The sequence below is a fragment of the Spirillospora sp. NPDC000708 genome (assembly GCF_040299565.1).
GTDB lineage: Bacteria > Actinomycetota > Actinomycetes > Streptosporangiales > Streptosporangiaceae > Spirillospora.
In genome coordinates, this window is record NZ_JBEPCJ010000031.1 from 80,855 (window position 1) to 102,066 (window position 21,212).

Sequence of the window (21,212 nt, forward strand, 5' to 3'; positions counted from 1 at the left end):
ACGTAGGGTGCGCTCTCATCATCCGGGATTCCCTGCGTCAGTGCCGACACTGCGTCAGCGCCTTTCGGGATGGGGCACGCAAGTGCAAACAACACTGCCTGGACCCACAGCATTTTGTGTGCCAAGGACAGGCGTCTTGGCAGGTTGCGCTGGTCAATCGCATTCATGACCGTACCGTCCGGAACCCTCGATGCGGCGCACGAACGGGCGCCTGGCTCGTGCGGGCCACCGCAGCGCTGCACTGGCTCAGACCAGGTCCAGCAGCAGAAGCCGCACTGCGGGAGCGTTCCCTCCAGATACTGGAGATGGAGTCCATGAACGACGAGTGCGGCCCGACAGGGCAACGCGTGGCGGGGCCCTCTGCGTCAAGGCTCAAGTGGGACACAAAGGGATGATGTTCCTAGACTGACATGAACAGGGCGAGAACGGATACCGAGCAGAGTGACGATGACCGGTCACAACCTCCCTTCCGGTGACGGGTCGCGGGCCGCCCGGCCCAAGCGCCTTAACCGCCGCATACAGGTTGCGGATAGGCGAGGAGTGCGACGCAGCCGAGCACTGATCGTCTTCGACCAGGGATCACTTCGGGACTACTCGTCTAGTCCATCGCGACCCGGAGCCCCAGGGCCACCAGCACCGCGCCCGTGAACCGCTCCAGTAGCAGCCGTACGCGCGGGCGCTGCAGCGCCCGGCCGAGCGCGCCGACCAGCAGGGAGAACGTGCTCCACCAAGCGACCGCGATGAGCAGGAAGGTCACGGCGAGGACGGTCGTGGTGGCGAGCCTGGGCTCGTCCGGGGCGATGAACTGCGGGATGAGGGTGAGGAAGAGGAGGGCGATCTTCGGATTGAGGAGATTGCTGAGCACTCCCTGCCGGAAGGCTGCCCCGCGCCCCGGCACCACGGCGTCCGGCGAGGGCTCGGCGGGGGGCTGCGCCTGCCCTTGCAGATGCCGCCCGCGCGTGTGCCATAGAGCCGAAGCCCCGAGGTAGACCAGGTACGTCGCCCCGGCCAGCTTCACGGCCGTGAACGCCGTCGCCGTCGCCGCCAGCAGCGCTGACAATCCGATCACCGCCGTCCCTGCGTGCACCGCGATCCCGACGCAGCACCCGAGCCCGGTCAGCCAGGCCGCTCCGGCCCCGCCCTTGGCGCCGTTGCGCAGGACGAGGGCCATGTCCGGCCCGGGTGTGATGATCAGGACGGCGACCACGGCGAGGAACTGCAACATCTGGGTGGGCATCCCGAGAGATTAGCGAGAAACGTTCCACCCTGGCCAGAATGGCCGTTACGGTGATCCGGCCGGTCTCAGTCCCCGTCCCGCTCGCGAAGTCCAAGCGGTCCCCGTGTCGAAGTCCACCTCGCCGTAGGGGCGCACGTGCGACCAGAACAGCGGACTCAGCCCGCGCCAGCCGGCTTCGGTGAAAAGCTCGGCCCACCCGTCCTCGGCCAGGCTTTGTTGGAACACCAGGGTGTTCACGAAGACCAGCGCCGACTGCAGGATCCGCAGGCAGAGCACGAACATCTCCTGCTCTTCGCGCCGGTTGGAGGCGATTTCGCCGTCCTTGCTGTAGGCGATGACGGAGCAGGCCTGGTTGGAGGCCTCCATTACGTTCGGGCCCTCCTCGATCTCGCGCTGCAGCTCCCGCAGCCGAAGATAGCGGGCGACGAAGATGGTCTTCTGCGTGTGGCCGACGTCCAGCATCGCCGCGTAGGTGGGATGAGAGGTATTGCGGTTGAGGCGAAAACGAGCCGTCGTCCGCTGACCCTCCACCGACACCAAGCGGGCGCCGGCGACGCGCAGGAGAGTGAAGTGAGCGAACCGAGAGGTAGTCCCTCGTACCGACGATCGTGAGGTTGGATTGCCCGCAGAGCGGCTGCGCCGAGATGCCGCTCGTACCCGGAACCGGTTTCTGGACCCGGCGGGTGAACTGCTCGCCGGCAGCGGTACCGAGTTCAGCCTGCCCGACCTGGCGCGCGCGCAACGTCGCGATCGCCACCGTCTATCGGCACTTCACCTCTAATCGCCGGGGCACCGTGCCCGACCAGGACATCGACTACGCGATCCTGTTGTGGATCACTTTGTTCGACGAACGTGTCGTCGCCGACGCGACACGTCGCCCGCTCCCTGACCGCCTCTCTCCTCAGCGCCTGGTGTGCACCGTCGGATAGCGCGGTCTTCGCTCCCTGACGAGAAGCATCGGCTCTCGTCCGCACGCCCTCCACGTCCTTCCCGGCTCAGGTCGTCGGTTCGGTGGCCGGCTCGGGAAGTGCCTCCGACTCTGATCCGGAGAACAGCTTCAACGCCATGGCCGCGAGGGCCAGCGCGCCTGCTGTGAACAGCACCGCGGCCATCCAGAAGGCGTTTCCCAGACCGACCCCTCCGGCCATGAGCCCCATGCCGAGAGTCGTGACGGCGGCTCCTAGATATGCGGCGGCGTTGTACCAGGACGCCGCGATCCCGTGCCGTTCGGGGGACGACAACGCGAGCACGGCGGCGAAGCCGCTCCGGAAGCCGAGTCCTTGCCCCACACCGGTCACCAGCGTCCCCGCGATCAGGAAGGAGGTCGACCGGCAGGGCCCGGAGATCGCGACCATCACCAGGCCCGCGGACATCAGCAGTGCCGCGATCGGAATTTCGGCGCGCGGCCGCCATCGGCCCGCCGCCATCGAACCGCCGCCTGCGGCCACCAGGAAGACCACCACGGGAATCGCCACCTCGATGAGATCCGACGCTTGGAGCAGAAGCACCGAATAGCTCGGGACCAGCGCCACGACCAGCCCTGCGGTCACCCAGGCGGCGATCCCCGATGCGCACGCCACCCGGAACCGCGCGACGCCCCCGCTCCGCACGACCGCTCCGCCCGCGGAACGTCCGGCATCGCCGCGCCGTGGCCGTCCCAGTGCCGGGACAAGCCACAGCAACGCCCCGGATGCCAGGCTCGCCGCGGCATGGACGAGGTATACGAGCGTATGCGGCCACGGGAGGTATTCGGCGAGCACAGCGGTCAGGGCCGTGCCGGCCGCTGAGCCGAGCAGTGCGCACACCGCCGGGACCGATCCCGTTCTCACCGACCCGTGATGTCCCAGCAGCACCGCCACCGCGCCCGTGGAGGCGCCCACCGCGAAACCCTCCAGCGCTCGCCCCGTGACCAGGCCCATCGTCGTCGGAGGGCACGCCAGGAGCGCGTCGGACACTGACATGATGACCAGTCCGGCCGTCAGCAGCGCGCGCGGCGAGGATCGCCCCGCGAACCATCCGGCTGACAGCAGAACCGCGACCAATGCCACCAAGTAGGCACCGACGAGCAGGGTGAGACCGAATGGGCTGAGGCCCAGACTCGCTCGGTAGTACGGGTACAGCGGGGTCGGCAGGTTCGGTCCGGCCATCACGATCGCGAACGCCGCCATCACCAGCGCAACTCGCTTGCCCATGGGCTCTCCAGCTCAAGAACTTCATCTCAACTTGCCTCAAACACTAGCTCGAAAATGACGTTCTCGAGAAGATTTTCTCATGTCATGAGCGAGGGGAAGCCTGGCCAAGGAGGTGGGTGCCTCAATCAGCGCCCGCTGACCGCGCGCGCTCACGCGCGCTGCACGGTGCACGCGACGAGTTGTGGAGTTGTTCCAGCGGGTGGCCCCGCCTGCGCCGGCCCGGCCGCAGGGCGGTGGACGGTGCCGGGCCGATGACCGCAACGCGCAGGCCGCGATCGTGTTCGTGGCGAGCACCGGCTGCACCTGGCGGCAACTCCCGCCGATCTTCGGTGCGTCCTGGCAGACGGTGCAACGCCGGTTCACCGAGTGGCCCCAGGCGCGGGGCCAAGCTGCACCGCAGCATCCTGGACGAAGTGGGTGCGGCCGGCGAACTGGACTGGTCGCGGTGTGCCATCGGCTCCGTCAGCGTCCGGGCCGCCAAAGGGGAGAGCTGACAGGCCCGACTCCTGTCGACCACGGCAAGAACGGGTCGAAGATCCACGTGCCGGTCGACCGTGCCGGTCTGCCGATCTGTGTCGGGATCTCAGCGGCCAACACTCACGACAAACTCGGGCTGGAGCCGCTGGTGCGCAGCATCCCGCCGGTCCGCTCCCGGCGCGGGCCACGGCGTCGACGTCCCACAAAGCTGCACGCCGACAAGTGCTACGACCATGCCGACCTGCGCAGGTTCCTAGGCGGCCGCGGCATCGTCGCGCGGATCGCCCGCCGCGGTGTCGAACGCTCCGACCGACTCGGCCGACACCGCCGGGTGGTCGAGCGCACGATGTCGTGGCTGAACGGCTTTCGCCGCCTACACCGCCGCTACGAACGCAAACCCGCACACTTCCAGGCCTTCACCGGCATCGCCACCGCCCTCATCCACCACCGCCACCCCACCAAATAAGACGCCGTCTTAGTGATCACCCCCTTCAGGCTGGCAGAGCCATGCGACCAGAAGGACAGCGTCGGGCGTGTTCCCCGCGCGGCGTGCGGCGTCATGCCGTTCGCTTGTGCGCGTTCAGAAAGTCCAGGACGATCGCGGCGGTCGCGTCCGGACGCTCGTAGTGCGGCAGGTGCCCCGCATTGTCGAGCAGGCGCAGGTCGGCGCTGGAGAAGACGGTGCGCAGCACCTGTTCCGGCGGCATGGGGGTGATCGGGTCCTGGCATCCCCACACGACCTGGACGGGAATGCCGGTGGTGTCCAGGAAGCGGTACAGGTACTCGGCGCCGTGGACGGGGACGTTGCCGAGCGCGGAGAGCAGGCTGCGCTTGAAGCCCTTGTAGCGCAGTTCGGGAAGCAGGCGGGCCTGGACGCGGGCGACCACGCGCGGGTCGCGGGAGTAGCCGGGCAGCCGGGACTTGAGCGCCCGGTCACCGATGAGCCGGAAGAACGGCAGGCCGATCCCGGGCAGCTGGGACAGGCGCAGTCCGAGGTTGAGCGGGGTCGCGAACCCGTCGGGGGAGACCAGGCACACCCCGGAGACCCGCTCGGGGTGGTGCACGGCGAACTCGGCGGCGATCGGACCGCCGAACGCCAGCGCGACGAGCGTCACCGGGCGGTCGACGCCGAGCGCGTCCAGCAGGTCGGTCATCTGCTCCTCGAACAGCGCCTGGTCGTGGACGATGTCGGGGCGGTCGCTGAAGCCGATGCCGTACCGGTCGAAGCGGATGGTCCGGTATCCGGCCCGGGCCAGCCGCTCGAACAGGCCATCCCACACCCACAGGGACAGGGTCGCGCCGGGCACGAACAGGATCGGCTCGCCTGTTTCCGGGCCGTCCACCTCGACGTGGGTGATGCCGTGGCGGAGCCGGACGAAGGTGCCGGGCGCGTCCTGTCTGGCGTGGGCGTCCATGGGGATCGTCTCGCCGCGGCCGCGGTTCAGCAGGAGGGGCAGGGCGATCGTCGCGGCGGCGAGCGGGAGTGCGGAACGCAGGCTCATCGGTGTCGCTCCTTCAGGAAGCCGGTACAGTAATGACCATCGGTCAGTTAAATGACCGGTGGTCAGTCTGCAATACTGACCGGTGGTCAGTCAAGGTGACGGGGGCACGCCCATGAGCAAGGGGTCAGCAGGTGCGCGCAAGCGCGTGGTGAAGCCGGCCGCGGAGCGCCGCGCCGACCTGCTCGACGCCGCCCTGCGGGTGTTCGCCGAGCGGGGCGTGGCCGACGCCACCATCAGCGACATCACCACGCGGGCGGACGTCGCGAAGGGCACCTTCTACCTGTACTTTCCGACCAAGGAACAGGTCGTGGCCGCCCTGTGGGAACGCTATGTAGCCGGCTACCTGGAACTGGCCGAGGACATCCTGGAAGACCGGACTCTCGGGGACGCCTGGGTCGATGCGCTCGCCGCGCTGCTGGAGCGGCTGATCGAGCATGCCGTGGAGCACGCCGAACTGCACCGCATCGTCTACGGGTCCGCCGACGCCAAGGCGCTCGCTCTCTGTGCCGAGACCAACCAGCAGGTCGTCGACCTGCTCGCCGAAGCGATCGAACGCGGCATGGACTCCGGAGCGCTACGTCCGGGCTCTCCGCAGGTCTTCGCCGACATCCTCTATCACGGAGCGCACGCAGCCCTCCACGACATGATCTCCGGCAACGCCTCCTTCACTCAGGCCGACGTCGTGGCGACCGTCCACGCCATCGTCCACACCCTCGCCCCGGGCGAAGAGCAGCGCACGTGAAGGGAGCCGCTGCCGCTCATCGAGCTCCGGCACCGGATCGGCTACCGCGTCAAAGGCCGGCATGCAGCCGATCAGCGGCCTCGATCGCCTGCTTCATCTCCCACGCGCCGCGTTCGACGCGAACACGGATTTAGACGGCGTCTTATTTGGTGGGGTGGCGGTGGTGGATGAGGGCGGTGGCGATGCCGGTGAAGGCCTGGAAGTGTGCGGGTTTGCGTTCGTAGCGGCGGTGTAGGCGGCGGAAGCCGTTCAGCCACGACATCGTGCGCTCGACCACCCGGCGGTGTCGGCCGAGTCGGTCGGAGCGTTCGACACCGCGGCGGGCGATCCACGCGACGATGCCGCGGCCGCCTAGGAACCTGCGCAGGTCGGCATGGTCGTAGCACTTGTCGGCGTGCAGCTTTGTGGGACGTCGACGCCGTGGCCCGCGCCGGGAGCGGACCGGCGGGATGCTGCGCACCAGCGGCTCCAGCCCGAGTTTGTCGTGAGTGTTGGCCGCTGAGATCCCGACACAGATCGGCAGACCGGCACGGTCGACCGGCACGTGGATCTTCGACCCGTTCTTGCCGTGGTCGACAGGAGCAATCACCAATCAAGACACGATCTTAACCGCCTGGAGCCGCGCACGGCTCATCGCCAGTGAAAGCGTCCGCCCACGCACCGTTAGTTCGTGGAGCCGAGCAGGTTGAGTACAGCGTCGACCGCGGGCCTGGTACCGGACAAAGTGTGGGTTAGAGCGAAGATGGATCGGGTGAGCTCGACATCGCTTATTTCACACAGAGTAACGCCTGGCGCCAGACCATAAGCTTCGGCTGCGAGCAGCGGTACCAGCGCCACCCCCAGCCCGTGGGCAACCATGCGAAGAACGAGCTCGTAGTTGTCGACTGCGTGCGTGATCTGTGGCGCGAAGCCGGCGAGCGCGCAAGCTCGCCTGATCAGGGCGGTACTACCCCCCTCCCTCGACCCGACGATCCATTCAGCGTCGGTCAGGCGGTCCAGAGTGATCCCCTGCCGGTCGGCCCGGCCCCGTTCCACCTGCAGGATGCCGGAAGGATCCGTCGGCAACGCCACAAGGATCGGTTCGGTGACAAGGGGGTGAACCGTCAACTCCTCAGGTGGCGGGGACGGCGTGAGGTTGTAGCTGTAGCACACGGCCACTTCACACCGCCGCGCGCGCAGAGCGGATATGCCTTCAGGTGGTTCCAGCTCGTGCAGGCGGATGCCCAACTCGTGATAGCGCTCGCGAGCGGCGGCCAGCGCGGGCACCACGTGCACGCTAGCGAAGGTGGAGAAGCAGGCAACGTCGATCGGCCCCCGCGGAACGTCGGCGGACCGCAGATCGCGTTCGGCCGTCTCCAATGCGCTGAGAACGATGCGGGCGTGTGCCACGAGGCGCCGCCCCTCGTGCGTGAGCTTGACCCTGCGTCCGTCTCGCTCCAGCAGCGCCACTCCCGCCTCGCGCTCCAGGACCGCGAGTTGCTGGGACACGGCGGACGAGGTGTAGCCGCAGGCGGCGGCCACCGCGGTCATGGTCCCGCGATCAGCGAGTTCGCAGAGCAGCATGAGCCGCACTGGATCCAACATCAAGCTGTCCTAACAGATGTATGAAGAAATGCTTGGTGGACCTTAGCAATCGTGTACGGCATCCTGACACAGGTTCCGCCGCCTCCCGCCTCAGGCCACAACGCGACCAACGCGTAGGCCGCGAAGGCTCCAACCCCGCCAAGGGCGGTAACCAGGTTGCATCCAAGGATGACCAGTCATGCAGATGATCTTCAACGGCGACGATTGGTCGCCGGGAGACCGCCTAACTACGCTCGACGAGATCTTCATCAATAGTTCGCACCCGATGCGATTGGCCAGTGATCTCCCTCAAGAGTTCCGGGCAAGCATGCGGGCGCTGGATCTCGGTGCGGTGAACGTCGTCGAACTGACCGCTTCGCCGTCTGAAGTGCTGCGCACTCCCAGATTCATCCGGCGGAGCGACCCCGAACTGTGCTCGGTGATCTTTCCCCTTCACGGGCAACTGGTGTTGAGTCAGGCGCATCGTGAGGCGATCTTGAACTCCGGAGATTACGCGCTGTACGACAGCTCTCGGGCATTCCGGTTGAGGATAGCCACAGGCAGTGAAAGGGCCACGCTAGTACGCGCGCACGTGCCACGGGCGCTGCTGAGCCTTCCCGCCGACGCGATCAGGCGACTCTCGGCGGTACCGCTGTGCGGCCGAACGGGTGTGGGCAGCCTCCTCGTCCAGTACCTCACTACTCTCACCACGGGTGCCGCCGATTACCGGCCTGCCGACCTCTCCCGGCTCGGGACGATCACTCATGATCTCCTGGCCGCCGCCCTGGCACACCACCTCGAGGCCGACACGGCGACTCAGAGTTCGAGCCGCCACGGTCTACTGCTGCGCATCGAAGCATTCATTCAGCAGCACCTGCGCGACCCAAGTCTGTCACCTGAGACCGTCGCTCACGCCCACCACATTTCGTTGAGCCATCTGCACCGGCTCTTCAGCACACGCAACACCACGGTGGCGGCGTGGATCCGGCAGCAGCGACTCGAGCGCGCTCGGCGAGACCTCAGCAATCCGGCCATGCACGCCATACCCGTCCACAGGATCGCGACGCACTGGGGATTTCGCGATCATCCGACCTTTACACGTGCCTTTCGCGCTGCCTACGGAACCCCTCCAAAGGACTATCGCGAGCAGGCCTGGAGAAGCGCAGCCTAGGCGCTTGTGCCGTCGCGTCACACAATCGTTATTGCGCCCCGTGGTGCGAGGGCGAGACCCGTTCCGCGCTTGCTCGGGTCCCGGTGTCCAGCGGTACAGCCCAGAGGCACGCCGAGGTAGGCCGTGACGCCCCTCTTATCGCTGCTTCCCAAACTTTCAGCGGGGCCTGCTGCAGCATCGGTGAACCCTTTTTCGACGTGATGTGGTCTTGCGGGGTTGCAGAGTGTGGATGGTCTTGCTTTCGGAGGATTCGCCGCGACTTGAGTTGGGTGTTCGCTTGTTCTGCGGGCGCGCGGGGCTTGGCGTGTGCACGGTCGGCGTCCTTGTGTGGTTCGGGTTTGTCGTGTCCTTTGCAGGGCGTGAGGACGTGCGCGCTGGTGCCCTGGTGCGGCTTGTCGGCCAGCACGGGCAGTCCGGCGGCGGCCGACGGCAGGATGAGGCTTCGGATGCGGGCTGCGGTCGGGTCGTGGACCGATCCGCGCACTGGCCTCGACACCCACGGCAAGGCACTGGCCGGCGCGGTGATGACCTGGAGGTTCGCGCGGGGCGGTGATGCTCCCGAGTAGTGGGGCCGGTCGGCGGCGGCCCGGTCGATCGCGATCAGAGTCGGCGCCTCCAGCGTCGGCCCCGACAGGTCGATGCCGACGGCGTGCCCATCCTTCGCCCGGCGCGCCGCCAGCGGTGTGCTCTGGCCCGCGTCGCAGCCGACGTCGAGGATCCGGTGACCCGCCTCGATCCCGGCCGCCAAGAAGAGCGGCTCGTTGAGGCCGGTGAGCAGGATGTCGTGCCGGTCCTGCTCGTCGGCCCAGTGCCACTCCTCGCACCCGTTCCACGCCTGCGCCTGATGAGTGTTCGCGACGTCATCCATGCATCGCCGCGGCGCTCCGAGCCGCCCTGCAAGACCCAGCACAATCCGCCGTCGCCCTCCTTATCCGCGACCGAACGGCTCCCTGGCCGATCAACCGCCGAGCCTCGATATCGCATTGCCTAAGGGCGGCCGCAGAGCCCGCGAGAGGGGCTCTCCGGCAGTTCGTATGCAGGCGGCCTTTGGAAAAGTGATCGGCTGCGATAATGCCCGGCTTCCGGACTGTAAAGTACGTGGCCTCTTGCGGAGCGAGTGGACTCCTGGAGGCCAGGAAGCAGTGCATCCGTTCACCAGAGGAGAGCAAATGAAGGTCAGGTCCCGAATCGGGTACCTTCTCGCCGCGACCTCAGTGTTCGCGGCCGGAACCCTTACGGCAGTCGCCCCCGCCGCCAACGCCGAGACGTTGAGCTTCGAGTACCTCCACAAGGGCGTGGGGGAGACGTACGAGCAGTGGCTCATTGTCGCTTACCACAATGGCGACTATGCCGGTGAGGTGATCTGGAACAAGGATCCCTGGGATCTGACCCGGAACCGAGGTCGGTTCCGGGCCTTTTTCGCTTACGTGGGCCGGCGCTGAACGTGTGCCAGTCGGTCACCGCCGGGAAGACCCTCGCGACACCGGCGACCTGGTACGTCGACGACATCGATCAGATCGTCGAGGAGTTCGCCTTGTCCGGCGTCGAGCTCGCCCGCTACGACCGGTTCGAACACAACGCCAAGGGGATCACTCCTCGGGTCGGATGTATCGCGTGGTTCCAGGACCCGGACGGCAATACCTTCGCCCTCGAAGCCGGCGTCTGATACCTGGTTTCAGCCTCCGCTGCCGCTGCTCGTCGCCGGACGGGCCTCCATGACGCACACCACCCGGCGGCTGATTGTCAAGGTCTGTGCACTGGTCGACAAGGCTGGACGGTCATGCGCATGCGAGATTGGGCGCGGTATGCCCTTTGAGGGCCGCAGCGGAAGGCGAGCCGGTGGGCCGTGGCACCGCGCGCAATTCGCGTAGACCCGGGCGCCGGTAGGAGGCGGGTAATGAAGATCGGTATCGGGCGGGGGGCGGTGCTGGCCACGGCGGCGAGCGTCCTGCTCGCGGGATGCGGGGATTCTGGTGGGGGCGAAAAGAAGCCCGAGATGACCGGGCAGAAGGTGGAAACGCAGAGTTCGGCTCCGGCTCAGGCGGGCGCGTCAGCCACCGGTTGTATCGGCGGCGGTGTGGGGGCGGAGAACGCCCAGCCGCTGGTGGCTCCGATCAACGTGAAGCTCCAGCGATTCGCCGGGGGAACCGTAGAGGTCGCCGTCGTAGGTCTGCTGGTGAAGGACAAATTCGCGATCCTGACGATGCGGATCAAGCCGACCCTTCCCCAAGGGACAGGGGAGAAGGCCAGTCCGTACGAGTTGAACAACTCGGCTCCACTGGCCCCCGAGCTGATCGATACCGTCAACGCCGAACGATATGTCGTGGTGAAGGACAGCGACGAGCGCCAAGTGCAGGATGACGACGTATCGATCTATGTCGGGAACGGCCAGTGCGCCGCTCCGACCTATACCTTCGCGGCGCCGCCGGCCAACGTGAGGTCCCTGGACGTTCACTACGGCCAGTGGCCTTTCTTCTCCAACGTTCCGGTCCAGCGATGAGGTCGCCCGGCAGGAAGCGGACGGCATTGGTTGCCGGTGTGGTCCTCATGGTCCTCGGTCTTCCCGGGGTCGCCGGAGCCGATCCCGGGGTCAGTGATGAGGGCATCCGCCAATCTGTCAAGGCCATCGACGTCTCCTCCTCCGTAAAAAAGCTGGAGACGATCAACACGAACGGCAACAACGTCACCGTGCGGATCTCGTCCGACCTGCTGTTCGGCTTCGACAAGGCCGTGCTGACCGATGCCGCCCGCCGGCGGATCTCGCGACTGGCGCCCCAGGTGAAGGAGGCCGTTGGCGTGATCATGGTTTCCGGGCATTCCGACTCCATCGGAGGTCCCCGCTACAACCAGACGCTGTCCACGGAGCGCGCGGGAGCGGTCAAGGCCGGACTCGAGCAGGCGCTTGGCGGGGGATTCGATGGCCGGATCCAGGCCAAGGGGTTCGGGGAGACCAGACCTGTCGCCCCGAACCAGATCGGCGGCAAGGACAATCCCGATGGGCGTGCCCAGAACAGGCGCGTCGAGATCACCTTCGTCAAGCGCTGACCTGGGATCGCCTCCGGAAGGGCGCCGGCCTGCCTGAGGGGGCCTTGAGGGCTCATGTCAGATGCCGCATGAGGTCGCTCAGCCCTCTCCACGGCGCGTCGGAGGTGTCGGCGTCGAAGGTGTACCAGGCTCCCGGTTCGGTCGGATCCCCGATCAGCCGGCCCTTCGCCGCGGCCGACAGCACACGCTCCCTGCCCGCTTCGGCGACGCCGACCGGACCGAGTGCCATCGCGAGGGGGAGGGGGACACCCAGCAGGCGGGCCGGATAGGTCAGGTCGGGACGTCCCGGCGTCCAGTGGGCGGTGAGCGTGCTGAGCTCGATGTTTCCCGCGTGCCGGTCCGCCAGAGACTCCAGGGCGTCCAGGGCGTCCGGCGACCAGGTGTCCTCCGGCGGCGACACCACGAGCGTGATCTCTTCCTTGACACCCGCATCGACCCGGGAGACCCGCACCGCACCGCCGAAGAGCGGGCCCGGTTCCCCGTGGCCGCCCGTGAATACCAGCCAGGTCGGCCGGGGTGCGCGGCTGCGGCACAGGGCGGTCAGAGCGGCCCGGTCCCAGCGTGCCACGGCGGGCTCGCCGGCGCCCCATCCCGCCGGGGCGGCGCCGGCGAGCGCCAGCGCCAGTTCCTCGATCGCCGAGCCCAGTACCAGCTCCTCCGTGGCGTCGTGGACGACACGGAGGTCGACGACGACGTGGTGGCCGAGATCCGCGTCCTCGGGGCCGCGCAGGAAGGTGGCCGACAGGCCGCCCGTCCTCGCCCGCTCGGCCAGGACGAACCCGTTGCCGTCCCAGTCGAGCGGAAGCCCGGAGAGCCCGTCGTAGTAGCCGTCGTCCGCGTCCTGCACGACCCAGCGTGCCTGCGTGCCGTTCAACGCCAGCCGCAGTGGCAGCGTGATCCGGCTGCCGAGCGGGGTGAGCACGGCGAGCGCCAGGTCTTCGTCCGCGCACCGCGCCATCATGTCGGTGATCCATGACGACATCGGCACGACCTCCCGCTCCTGCACGATGACGACGCTCTTCTCCGAGATCAGGTCGACGGCCGGACGTTCGATCACGCCTCTCCGCGGTTGCGGCGGCGATGGCGGCCACACCGCGCCGCCCAGCCGGGAGGCCAGTGCGGCGGCGAAGCGGTGCGCCACGGCGGGGCCCTCCGGCGCGTCGTCGGGCACGCGCGCCTCCACCTGCCAGTACGGGACCGTCAGGCCGGCGGTGACGGCGTCTCCGAGCACCCGTTCCACCTCGCCTTCTACCTCGACCCGCTGTGCGGTCCCGATGCTCACCAACACCCGGCCCGACTCGTCGCGGAGTTGGACGAGCGTGCTGTCACCGATGTCGCCGACCCACAGCGTGTCGTCCGCGCTCACCATCGCGTCGACGAGGTCCAGGGCGTCGGGCTCGCGTTGGGTCAGCACGACGAGTTCGTAGGTCATCAGGCCTCCCGGGTGGCGGACGGTCGCCACGCGGGGACGCCGGGCGGCTCGTCCACCAGCGCGGTCTGGATGAGGCGGGGAGCGTCCCCGTGACGGAGCCAGAGTCCTCGCCCCGGCGGCTGCGGGCCCGCGTACACGCGGGGGAACAGCTGGCCTTCCGACCGGTCGCCGGACATCAGCAGCGCCCCGGTGCCGATCTCGCGCATCGCCTGGACGAGCGGGTCGTACATGCCGCGGGACGCACCGGCGGTGCGGCGGGTGACGACGAAGTGCACACCGATGTCGCGGCCGCCGGCGACGAACGGCAGGAACGGCGCGAGCGGCTGCTGCCCTGCCGTGGTGAGCAGGTCGTAGTCGTCCACCAGGATCACGATCCTCGGTGTCGGGACGGTGCCGCCGGCTCCCGCGGCGACGTCGTCGGGCATCCGTTCCCGCAGTTCCTGCGCCACGTTCGCGGCCAGCCCGGCGCACACGCGCGGCGTGGTGGCGTATCCGCCGAGGTAGGGCGCCGGGACGGCGTCGCGCAGCGTGCGGCGGGGATCCATGATCGCGAACGCCATCTCCCCGGGCGCGTACCGGGCCATCAGGCCGTCGGCGACCAGGCGCAGCAGGTTCGACTTGCCGCACCCGCCGTCGCCGAGGACGAGCAGGTTCTGGTCGCCGCCGAACAGGTCGAGCCCTACCGGGCCGAGGAACCGCTCGTCCACGCCGATCGGCACGAGCCTCGGCTCGTCCGCCGGGCCGGGCAGGTCGCGCGCGGGCAGCCGGTCCGGCAGGACCCGGACCGGCGCCGCGACGGGCCCCGCGGCGGCGTCCCGGATCGCGCGGACCGCCGACTCCACGGCCTCGCCGAGCGCGGACGGGTCGGGCGTCCCGGCGATGCCGGGGACCGCGACCTGCGCGAACAGCCTGTCCTCGGTCAGGACGCGGCCGGGCAGGTCCGCACTGATCGTCTGGGCGAGCTTGCGGTCCACGGCCGAGTCGGACGGGTCGTTCAACCGCAGCTCGACGCGCTGGCCGAAGTTGGACTGGGCCGCGATCCGCACGTCGTTCCAGCGCAGCATCCCCGCGACGACGTGCACGCCGTATCCGCCGCCGCGCTGCAGCAGGTCGGCGACCATGTCGTCGATCTCCTCGAAATCGCTGCGGATGGCCCCGAAGCCGTCGATGAGCAGGACGACGTCCGCGCAGGGCAGCTCGGGCACCAGCCCGTCGGCGTGCATCCGGCGCAGCCGCGCGACCCCGTCGATGCCGCGGTTCCGGAAGACCTCCTGGCGGTGCTCGAGCATGCCGTGGACTTCCTCGACCGTCCGCCGGATCCGCTCGTGGTCGGTGCGGCCGGCCACCCCGCCGACGTTGGGCAGGCCCTCCAGTGCCCGTAGCCCGCCGCCGACCAGGTCCAGCCCGTACACCGACACCTCGGAGGGGGAGCGGGTGAGCGCCAGCGAGAGCGCGAGGGTGCGCAGCAGCGTCGTCTTGCCGGTCTGCGGGCCGCCGATGATGCCGACATGCCCGCCGGCCGCGGCGAGGTCGAGCCGCCAGACGTCCTGCCACTGCCGGCGGGCGTCATCCAGCAGGCCCACCGGCACCTCCAGCCCCCTGCCGCGGGCGCCCGCAAGATGCATCCCGGCGGCGGTGACCTGGACGGGGCCGCAGATCCCCTCGAGCGTGACCAGGGACGGCAGAGGCGGCAACCAGATCGTCTGGACCCGGACGCCGTGCCGGGACAGCGACGCGACCGCCACGTCCAGCAGTCTTGGCCCGGCGATCCGTTCCGGCAGGCTCGGCTCGTCGGTGCCGTTCGCCTCCGTCTCCGTGCGGCGCCTGGCCGTCTCGCTCCGGTTGAGCACCGGGTAGGGGTAGATCGGCGGTGTCCGCGCGGTGGTCTCTTCGACGGCATCAGCCTGGTCCCGGTACGCTCCGGACACGTAGCCGCCCTTGAACCTCAGGTACACGCTGGTGTCGACCTTGAGGTAGCCGAAGCCGGGGAGGGCCGGCAGGTGGAAGGCGTCCGGGGTGCCGAGGACGGTACGGCTCTCCTCCTCTGAGAACGTGCGCAGCCCGATCCGGTAGGAAAGGTAGGTGTCCAGGCCGCGCAGCTTGCCGCTCTCGACGCGCTGGCTGGACAGCAGCAGGTGGACGCCGATGCTGCGGCCGATCCGCCCGATCGAGAGGAAGAGCTCGATGAAGTCGGGCCGCGCGGTGAGCAGCTCGCCGAACTCGTCGATGATGACCAGCAGGTGCGGCAGCGGGGGCAGATCGGGCCGCTGCGCGCGCAGGTGGTTGTAGTCGCCGATGCTGGCGATGTTGCCCGCGTCGCGCAGCACCTGCTGGCGGCGCTGCACCTCACCGGACAGGCTCGCGTACGCGCGCTCGATGAGACCCGCGTCGTCCTCCAGGTTGGTGATGACCCCGGCGACGTGCGGGAGGGACTCGAAGGGCGCGAACGTCGCGCCGCCCTTGTAGTCGACCAGGACCATGCTGACCTGCTCGGGAGAGTGCGTGCAGGCGAGGGCGAGGACGAGCGTGCGCAGCAGCTCGCTCTTGCCGGACCCGGTGGCGCCCACGCACAGGCCGTGCGGCCCCATCCCAAGGCTCGCCGCCTCCTTCAGGTCGAGGATCACCGGCCGGCCCGCCTCGTCCATCCCGATCGGCACCCGCAGGAAGGCGCGCTCGGAGCGCGGAGCCCACAACCGGGCCACGTCCACGTCGGCCGGGTCGTCCAGGCCGGCCAGCGAGGCGAAGTCGACCTCGCCGCCCTGCGCCGCGGCCTCCTCCGCGGACTCGCGGGACAGCCGCAGCGGCGCCAGCATCCGGGCCAGGCCCTCCAGCATCCCGGGCGGGACGTGGTCCACCGTCCCCGTCATCGTCACCGCGGCCTCGCCGCGCAGGTCGGTGACCTCGATGCGGTCGCCGTCCACCACGATCCGGATGTTCACCTCGCCGGGCTCGTGTTCGCGTCGCTCCACCAGATGCACGACGGTCGCGGCCAGGTCGGCGACAGCGATGGCGGGGTCGGGCCGGACGAGCTCGGCGGCCGGTCCGCCGTGGGTGTCGTGGACCACCACCAGTCGGCGCTGGAAGCCCAGCGCCTCGCGCGTCCCGAGGCCGCGCGCCACCTCCGCCGCGAGGTCGGTGCGGGCCGCGAGATCGTCGGCCAGCAGCGCGGCGACCCGCTGCGGATTGGTCGCGACCAGCCGGAGCGGCGCGCCACTGTCCCGGCGGTGCTGGTCATGCGCGTGCGGCAGCCACTTCAGCCAGTCCCAGTCGGGAACGTGCCGGCCGCCGTAGGCGATGGCCACGTCCTCTGGCGCGTGAAACGTGGCGAGCTGCGCGACCATCGCACGTAGCAGCCGCAGCGCGTCCTCGCGCGGGCCCACCACGCTGACGTCGCCGGCCATGTCGAGCGGCAGGACCAGCGGCATGTCGGGGGACGTCCCGAACCGTTCGGCCAGAGCGCGCGCCTCCGCGAGCATGAACGGGTCCGCGGGGGTCATCGCCGACGCCTGCATTCCTACTTCCAGCGGTTGCCCGGGCACCAGGCCCGTCCCCATCCGGACGCGCAGGAAGTCCGCGTCCCGGCGCCGCCGTGCCCACAGCCGCGCCGGGTCGCGCAGCACGTCGTAGAGAGCTTCGGGTGGCGGATCCAGCACCCGCGCTCCGACCCGCCTTTCTCGTTCCTCGGCGGCAAGCGTCTCCCGAAGCTCCTCCAAGTAGTCCAGGTACCGCTCGCGGCGGCCCCGGCGCTGCCGCGCGGCCTGCCCGCGCCGCGAGACCAGCAGGGCGCCGCCCGCGATCACCGCCACCACGAGCATCACCGCGCCGAGCGCCATGAAGGCGGGGTTGCGCAGGACGGTCATGACGGTGAGCGAGGACATCATGCCGACCACGGGCAGCAGGGTCATCAGCTGGCCGCCCGCGGTACCGGACTCCGGCAGCGCGGGCGGGGCCTCGATCTTCTGGACGGTCCGTTCCGGCGCGGCATGGACGGTACGCGCGGGCCGATGCACCACCCGGGTCGTCACGGCGTCTCCTCAAATGCTCGACGGCGGTTGCTTGACGGTTACCTTGAAACCGCACTGTTCCTTCGGGGCTTCTCGGGGCTTCTCGGGGGCTCAGGGACGGAGCGCGGCCCGCAACGCGGCGGCGGCGAGCTCGATGGCGGAGATCCTTGCCGAGTAGCCCAGGTGCTCCGGATCGATGGTCGTGCCGATGGCCAGGTGGCCGTCGTAGCCCAGCAGGAGCGCCTCGGCCCCGGCATCGCGGAGGATCCTGCGCGCGCCGGCCAGGTCGAACGCCCGCGAGCCGGTCCAGCTGTGGACGGTGAACACCACGATGGTGCGCGGCACGAGGCCGCGCAGGTTGCTCCTGCCCAGCCAGTCGAGGGCGGCCCCGGCGCTCGCGGCGCCCTCCGGCGTGGCCGGGGTGACCAGCAGCTGGGCGTGCGCATCGGCCAGGACCGCGCGGTGCAGGTCCGTGCGGATACCGGCCCCGCAGTCGGCGATCGTCACGCCGAAGAACCGGCTTAGCGGCAGTCCCGCGGAGCGGTATGCCGCGGCGTCGAGCCGACCGCTCCCCATGAAGTCGCGAGAGCCGGGCAGCGCCCAGAGCCGCTCGCCCAGCCGTTCCAGCCGCGTCTCGACCTCCTCGAACGAGGCCGTCCCCACGGCCACCCGGGTCAGGTCGGTTGCGGACCTGCCGGGGCGTACGCCCAGCCGCAGGGGCAGCGACCCGAACTCGGGGTCGAGGTCCAAGGCGAGCACGCGGTCCCGCCGGAAGCGGGCGAACGCCGCGGCGATGAGCGTGGAGACGGTGCTCTTTCCGGCCCCGCCGCGAATGCCGGTCACCGCGATCCGCCGGCCCGTCGTGACCGGGTGCTGGATCCAGTGGCCGCTCACCTCGAGGGCCTGGACGTCCTCCGCCGCCCGGAACGGTCCCGCCGCGGCACGGCGCAGGCGCCGCATCATCGAGTCGCCGTGCACGTTCTTGAGGACGAGGTCATCCGGCGCGATGGGCGGCCAACGCGGAAGGGGGTCGAGCCTCGTGCGCTCGGCCAGGGCACCGGGCCTGGTCTGGTCCTGATCAGCCACACGAACTCCTTCAGAAGGTGCCGAGCAGGCGCTCGAAGGTGCCGAACGCACCGATCGCCGCCGGCACGATCACCACCATCGCCAGCGCTTCGGTCCGGTTCATGGCCAGGCGCAGCCTGGCCCGCACATGCTCGGGCCGGTCGCCCGCCAGCACGGCGGCGGGCACGGCCAGCGCCACCGCGAGCACCGCCAGCGCCGGCGAGACCCCCCAGGAGTAGGCGGCCGCGACGCGCACCCCCAGACCGGCCACGATCGCGACGGAGGCGGCCAACAGCGCGACCTTCTCCACCACGAGCGGGAACACCCGCGCCCGGCCCGCCAGGATCAGCGCCAGCAGCACCGCCAGCGCGGCGGTGTAGCCGTCGAGCCGGGTGAGCGCGCCGAGCCCGGCGGCGGTCGCCGCCACTGACACCGCGATGGTGGCGATGGCCAGGCTGCGGTGCGCGCCGTCCAACGCCCCCAGGACGTCGCCACGCAGCACCGCGACGCCCGCGTCGCGCCGGTCGTCCAGCGCCGTCAGCCCGGACAGCGAGACCGCCAGCCGCACGATCGAACCGAGCAGGACGACGCAGCCGAGGGCGGTGACCGCCGCGGCGCGCGGCGCGTCCAGCCCGAGCGCGGCGCAGACGGCGGCCGGGGCGGCCAGCAGCGCCGCCGTCCCGCCGCCGAGCAGGCCACCGCGGCCGAGGGGCGACGTGACCCCGAGCAGCGCGAGCACGACGGCGGCCAACGCCGCCATCGCGGCCCAGCGTCCGGCGCCCGGCGCGGCGTCGGTCGCGTTCCACAGCGCGAGCGCGCCCACCGTGCCGCCGCCAAGGGTGATCGCGCTGCCGAGGGGCTCGCGCCAGAACCGTCCTACCGCCGCGCCGCACCCCAGCAGCGCGGCGGCGGCCCCGGCCAGCACACCGGGCGCCGCGTCTGCGGGCAACGCGGCCGACGCCGCCAGCCCGGCGGCGAACGTCAGCACGGCGAATGTCGCGGTGGCGGTCCAGCGCGCGGCCTCCGGGCCCCACGAGGACGGGCGGCCGTCCAACGCTTCGCCCACGACCTCGGGAACCTCGTGCACCACCGGCGTGGGCAGCGGCTCGTCGGCGTGCACCAGCCGCAGGATCGCGCCGTCGGGGATCCGCCGGTCGGCCAGGCTGGCGGCGGGATCCAGCACCACACCCGTGGACGTGACCAGGTGCCGCAGCCGCGGCGGGCTCAGCACCCGGTCACCCAGCAGTTCCAGGACGTCCGGCATCAGCGCGCCGACCGGCGTTCGCGCGGGCAGTACCATGTCGAGCCGGCGCGTCTCGCCGACCAGGGTCACCCTGCTCCACGTGGACATGAGACCTCTCTCTACAGCTCACCTGGGCACGACCGTGCCGGTGACACGCTCCAGATATCCGGTCCGCAGCAACCAGCGGACCGTGGGCAGCACGGGCGGCTGCTGGAACAACCCGGCGTCGACCGTGAACCGCACACCACCGCCCGGACCGCCGTTCACGGGCGCCGCGACCGACGCCGTCACCGAGAACTGCTGGACGACGCGGTAGCGGTGGTAGCCGGAGGCCGGGTGAACCCCAGCGGGCAGTCCGCGCGGCGCGAACGGCGTTCCGTACGGGAACAGCAATGACCCGCTCTCCTGCCCGAACGCGTCCACCAGGGCGCCCTGCGGGAGCGTATAGGCGATGGACGCGCGGCCGCTCCGCGTGATCTTCTTGCGTGCGTCCGCCGCCAGCGCGGCGCCCCGGCCGATCTCGGCCTGCTCGGCGCGGGCGTCGAGCGGCCGCGCGGGACGCTCCCGGATGACCAGCTCCCCGTACAGCCACCGGGACGCCTCGTCCTCAGTGGTGAACTGGCCACCGATCCTGCCCTGCTCGAACTCGACCACGCCGCCGGAGTAGCGGTCGCTCTCCTTGGCGATAACGTAGTAACTGGAGGCGGCCCCGCCCCCGGGACGTGCCTGGCCGGGCAACACGTACAGGCCGCGCGGAACCTTGGCCTGGTCGAGTGCCGTCCGCAACATCGCGAACGTCACCTTGGCGCCGACCCAGCTCGCGGGAACCTCCGTCCCTGCGCTGGGTGGGGCCGTCTGCGACTGCACCTGCTGCTCCTTCTGCTGCCGGTGCTGCTCGTCCAGCGTCGAGCGCAGAAAGGACACGCCGACCATCCCCGCACACAGCACCGCCGCCACGCACATCCCGACAGCGATCTTCATGGTGCTCTCGCCGAATTCCCGGCGATGGCGCTGCGGGCCGAACATCAGCGCGTCACGGAGCCGCCTGCGGCGCACGACCACGGACTCCAGCAGTTGAGCGTCATAGTCGCGAGCCACCGGTGCAGCCCTTCATCGCTCCGGATCGGTCCGCCCGGCCCGCGAACGGAGTGAGCCCCCGATCAGATTTCCTGGACGATCGCGTGTGCCTTCCGCAGCGTCCCGTGCGCAATGCCGTCATTGTCCTCAAGCGTCGCCTTCACCAAGCGGATGATCTCGCGGGTCTCATGAGCCGCGGCCAGCCACTTGCCCTCTTTGCCGTGGTAGTCGTCCGACACCCCGGTGGCCTCCCAATCGGCCAGCGCGGCCCGCACATCGGCGTCACGCAGCCCGATCAACGTTTCCAGCTGGTTCACGATCAATTGGATGTTGAGTTGGGCCTCGGCTGAGGCGCCGAGGTCGTAACTGCGCCGATCGCTTCCGGTCGTCATCGTCGTATGGTCTTTCCGGGGTGGGTGTGAGCGGTCAGGTCGCGTGGAACTTCGTGTTGTCGAAGACGGC

The 21,212-nt window shown here is 69.8% G+C and carries 20 protein-coding genes and 1 pseudogene; 8 read left to right on the forward strand and 13 right to left on the reverse strand.

The window, feature by feature from the left end; genetic code table 11:
- Positions 1–598 precede the first annotated feature (598 nt).
- Together ABT299_RS22770 and ABT299_RS22775 are read right to left on the reverse strand one after the other, a co-directional pair.
- Positions 599–1,237, reverse strand: coding sequence for a LysE family translocator (locus ABT299_RS22770; protein ID WP_500251921.1), 639 nt, complete (start codon positions 1,235–1,237; stop codon positions 599–601).
- A 45-nt stretch (positions 1,238–1,282) separates the two neighbouring features.
- Positions 1,283–1,774, reverse strand: coding sequence for a Tn3 family transposase (locus tag ABT299_RS22775; RefSeq protein WP_500251935.1), 492 nt, complete (start codon positions 1,772–1,774; stop codon positions 1,283–1,285).
- 77 nt (positions 1,775–1,851) lie between these two features.
- Between ABT299_RS22775 and ABT299_RS22780 the strand changes: the two genes are divergently transcribed.
- Positions 1,852–2,166 carry a hypothetical protein gene (locus tag ABT299_RS22780; RefSeq protein WP_500251922.1) on the forward strand — a complete coding sequence of 105 codons (315 nt, stop codon included), beginning with the start codon at positions 1,852–1,854 and terminating at the stop codon, positions 2,164–2,166.
- A gap of 66 nt (positions 2,167–2,232) precedes the next feature.
- On the opposite strand, the gene ABT299_RS22785 is transcribed toward ABT299_RS22780, so the two are convergent.
- Positions 2,233–3,429, reverse strand: coding sequence for an MFS transporter (locus tag ABT299_RS22785; RefSeq protein WP_500251923.1), 1,197 nt, complete (start codon positions 3,427–3,429; stop codon positions 2,233–2,235).
- Positions 3,430–3,628: 199 nt separating this feature from the next.
- On the opposite strand from ABT299_RS22785, the gene ABT299_RS22790 reads away from it, so the two are divergent.
- Entirely contained in the window at positions 3,629–4,372 is a 744-nt protein-coding gene (locus tag ABT299_RS22790) for an IS5 family transposase (RefSeq protein ID WP_500251936.1), read from the forward strand.
- Between the two features lie 91 nt (positions 4,373–4,463).
- Here the strand turns inward: ABT299_RS22790 and ABT299_RS22795 are convergent, their stop codons facing one another.
- Positions 4,464–5,408 (reverse strand): alpha/beta fold hydrolase, encoded by a 945-nt coding sequence (locus ABT299_RS22795; RefSeq protein ID WP_387033371.1) that lies wholly within the window; start codon positions 5,406–5,408, stop codon positions 4,464–4,466.
- Positions 5,409–5,520: 112 nt separating this feature from the next.
- Here ABT299_RS22795 and ABT299_RS22800 point away from each other — a divergent pair, with 112 nt between their 5' ends.
- Positions 5,521–6,150 carry a TetR/AcrR family transcriptional regulator gene (locus ABT299_RS22800; RefSeq protein ID WP_387033369.1) on the forward strand — a complete coding sequence of 210 codons (630 nt, stop codon included), beginning with the start codon at positions 5,521–5,523 and terminating at the stop codon, positions 6,148–6,150.
- A 142-nt stretch (positions 6,151–6,292) separates the two neighbouring features.
- On the opposite strand, the pseudogene ABT299_RS22805 reads toward ABT299_RS22800, so the two are convergent.
- Positions 6,293–6,730: pseudogene (locus tag ABT299_RS22805) on the reverse strand (IS5 family transposase); the annotation flags it as partial.
- An 83-nt stretch (positions 6,731–6,813) separates the two neighbouring features.
- Complete coding sequence (locus ABT299_RS22810; protein WP_387033288.1) at positions 6,814–7,734, reverse strand: LysR family transcriptional regulator; 921 nt, start codon at positions 7,732–7,734, stop codon at positions 6,814–6,816.
- Positions 7,735–7,912: 178 nt separating this feature from the next.
- Here ABT299_RS22810 and ABT299_RS22815 point away from each other — a divergent pair, with 178 nt between their 5' ends.
- A complete protein-coding gene (locus ABT299_RS22815; protein ID WP_500251924.1) occupies positions 7,913–8,884 on the forward strand; it encodes a helix-turn-helix domain-containing protein in 972 nt (323 codons plus the stop codon).
- A 28-nt stretch (positions 8,885–8,912) separates the two neighbouring features.
- Here the strand turns inward: ABT299_RS22815 and ABT299_RS22820 are convergent, their stop codons facing one another.
- Positions 8,913–9,752 carry a transposase family protein gene (locus ABT299_RS22820; RefSeq protein WP_500251925.1) on the reverse strand — a complete coding sequence of 280 codons (840 nt, stop codon included), beginning with the start codon at positions 9,750–9,752 and terminating at the stop codon, positions 8,913–8,915.
- A 301-nt stretch (positions 9,753–10,053) separates the two neighbouring features.
- On the opposite strand from ABT299_RS22820, the gene ABT299_RS22825 reads away from it, so the two are divergent.
- The 4 genes from ABT299_RS22825 to ABT299_RS22840 all read left to right on the forward strand — a co-directional run bounded on the left by ABT299_RS22825 (position 10,054) and on the right by ABT299_RS22840 (position 11,929).
- Complete coding sequence (locus tag ABT299_RS22825; RefSeq protein ID WP_387033294.1) at positions 10,054–10,326, forward strand: hypothetical protein; 273 nt, start codon at positions 10,054–10,056, stop codon at positions 10,324–10,326.
- Between the two features lie 2 nt (positions 10,327–10,328).
- Complete coding sequence (locus ABT299_RS22830) at positions 10,329–10,550, forward strand: VOC family protein (protein WP_500251926.1); 222 nt, start codon at positions 10,329–10,331, stop codon at positions 10,548–10,550.
- A 231-nt stretch (positions 10,551–10,781) separates the two neighbouring features.
- Positions 10,782–11,384 carry a hypothetical protein gene (locus ABT299_RS22835; RefSeq protein ID WP_500251927.1) on the forward strand — a complete coding sequence of 201 codons (603 nt, stop codon included), beginning with the start codon at positions 10,782–10,784 and terminating at the stop codon, positions 11,382–11,384.
- On the forward strand, positions 11,381–11,929 hold the full coding sequence (locus ABT299_RS22840; protein WP_500251928.1) for an OmpA family protein: 549 nt from the start codon (positions 11,381–11,383) through the stop codon (positions 11,927–11,929). The genes ABT299_RS22835 and ABT299_RS22840 overlap by 4 nt, the downstream gene beginning before the upstream one ends.
- A gap of 52 nt (positions 11,930–11,981) precedes the next feature.
- On the opposite strand, the gene ABT299_RS22845 is transcribed toward ABT299_RS22840, so the two are convergent.
- The 6 genes from ABT299_RS22845 to ABT299_RS22870 all read right to left on the reverse strand — a co-directional run bounded on the left by ABT299_RS22845 (position 11,982) and on the right by ABT299_RS22870 (position 21,142).
- Complete coding sequence (locus ABT299_RS22845) at positions 11,982–13,361, reverse strand: DUF6177 family protein (protein ID WP_500251929.1); 1,380 nt, start codon at positions 13,359–13,361, stop codon at positions 11,982–11,984.
- Positions 13,361–17,386 carry a type VII secretion protein EccCa gene (gene eccCa / locus ABT299_RS22850; RefSeq protein WP_500251930.1) on the reverse strand — a complete coding sequence of 1,342 codons (4,026 nt, stop codon included), beginning with the start codon at positions 17,384–17,386 and terminating at the stop codon, positions 13,361–13,363. Before eccCa ends, ABT299_RS22845 begins: the two co-directional genes overlap by 1 nt.
- Positions 17,387–17,476: 90 nt before the next feature.
- The gene (locus ABT299_RS22855; RefSeq protein WP_387033306.1) at positions 17,477–18,451 is read right to left on the reverse strand and encodes a nucleotide-binding protein; all 975 of its coding nucleotides are present in this window, start codon (positions 18,449–18,451) and stop codon (positions 17,477–17,479) included.
- A 10-nt stretch (positions 18,452–18,461) separates the two neighbouring features.
- Positions 18,462–19,781, reverse strand: coding sequence for an EsaB/YukD family protein (locus tag ABT299_RS22860; protein ID WP_387033307.1), 1,320 nt, complete (start codon positions 19,779–19,781; stop codon positions 18,462–18,464).
- Positions 19,782–19,799: 18 nt separating this feature from the next.
- Entirely contained in the window at positions 19,800–20,771 is a 972-nt protein-coding gene (locus ABT299_RS22865) for a TNT domain-containing protein (protein WP_500251931.1), read from the reverse strand.
- A 62-nt stretch (positions 20,772–20,833) separates the two neighbouring features.
- Positions 20,834–21,142 carry a pore-forming ESAT-6 family protein gene (locus ABT299_RS22870; RefSeq protein WP_387033311.1) on the reverse strand — a complete coding sequence of 103 codons (309 nt, stop codon included), beginning with the start codon at positions 21,140–21,142 and terminating at the stop codon, positions 20,834–20,836.
- Positions 21,143–21,212: the final 70 nt, after the last annotated feature.

Coding starts and splice junctions, on each gene's coding strand:
- ABT299_RS22800 (WP_387033369.1), top strand. CDS start 5,521: ATGAGCAAGGGGTCAGCAGGTGCGCGCAAGCGCGTGGTGAAGCCGGCC.
- ABT299_RS22860 (WP_387033307.1), bottom strand. CDS start 19,781: ATGTCCACGTGGAGCAGGGTGACCCTGGTCGGCGAGACGCGCCGGCTC.
- ABT299_RS22795 (WP_387033371.1), bottom strand. CDS start 5,408: ATGAGCCTGCGTTCCGCACTCCCGCTCGCCGCCGCGACGATCGCCCTG.
- ABT299_RS22770 (WP_500251921.1), bottom strand. CDS start 1,237: ATGCCCACCCAGATGTTGCAGTTCCTCGCCGTGGTCGCCGTCCTGATC.
- ABT299_RS22785 (WP_500251923.1), bottom strand. CDS start 3,429: ATGGGCAAGCGAGTTGCGCTGGTGATGGCGGCGTTCGCGATCGTGATG.
- ABT299_RS22810 (WP_387033288.1), bottom strand. CDS start 7,734: ATGTTGGATCCAGTGCGGCTCATGCTGCTCTGCGAACTCGCTGATCGC.
- ABT299_RS22820 (WP_500251925.1), bottom strand. CDS start 9,752: ATGGATGACGTCGCGAACACTCATCAGGCGCAGGCGTGGAACGGGTGC.
- ABT299_RS22815 (WP_500251924.1), top strand. CDS start 7,913: ATGCAGATGATCTTCAACGGCGACGATTGGTCGCCGGGAGACCGCCTA.
- ABT299_RS22845 (WP_500251929.1), bottom strand. CDS start 13,361: ATGACCTACGAACTCGTCGTGCTGACCCAACGCGAGCCCGACGCCCTG.
- ABT299_RS22825 (WP_387033294.1), top strand. CDS start 10,054: ATGAAGGTCAGGTCCCGAATCGGGTACCTTCTCGCCGCGACCTCAGTG.
- ABT299_RS22840 (WP_500251928.1), top strand. CDS start 11,381: ATGAGGTCGCCCGGCAGGAAGCGGACGGCATTGGTTGCCGGTGTGGTC.
- ABT299_RS22870 (WP_387033311.1), bottom strand. CDS start 21,142: ATGACGACCGGAAGCGATCGGCGCAGTTACGACCTCGGCGCCTCAGCC.
- ABT299_RS22835 (WP_500251927.1), top strand. CDS start 10,782: ATGAAGATCGGTATCGGGCGGGGGGCGGTGCTGGCCACGGCGGCGAGC.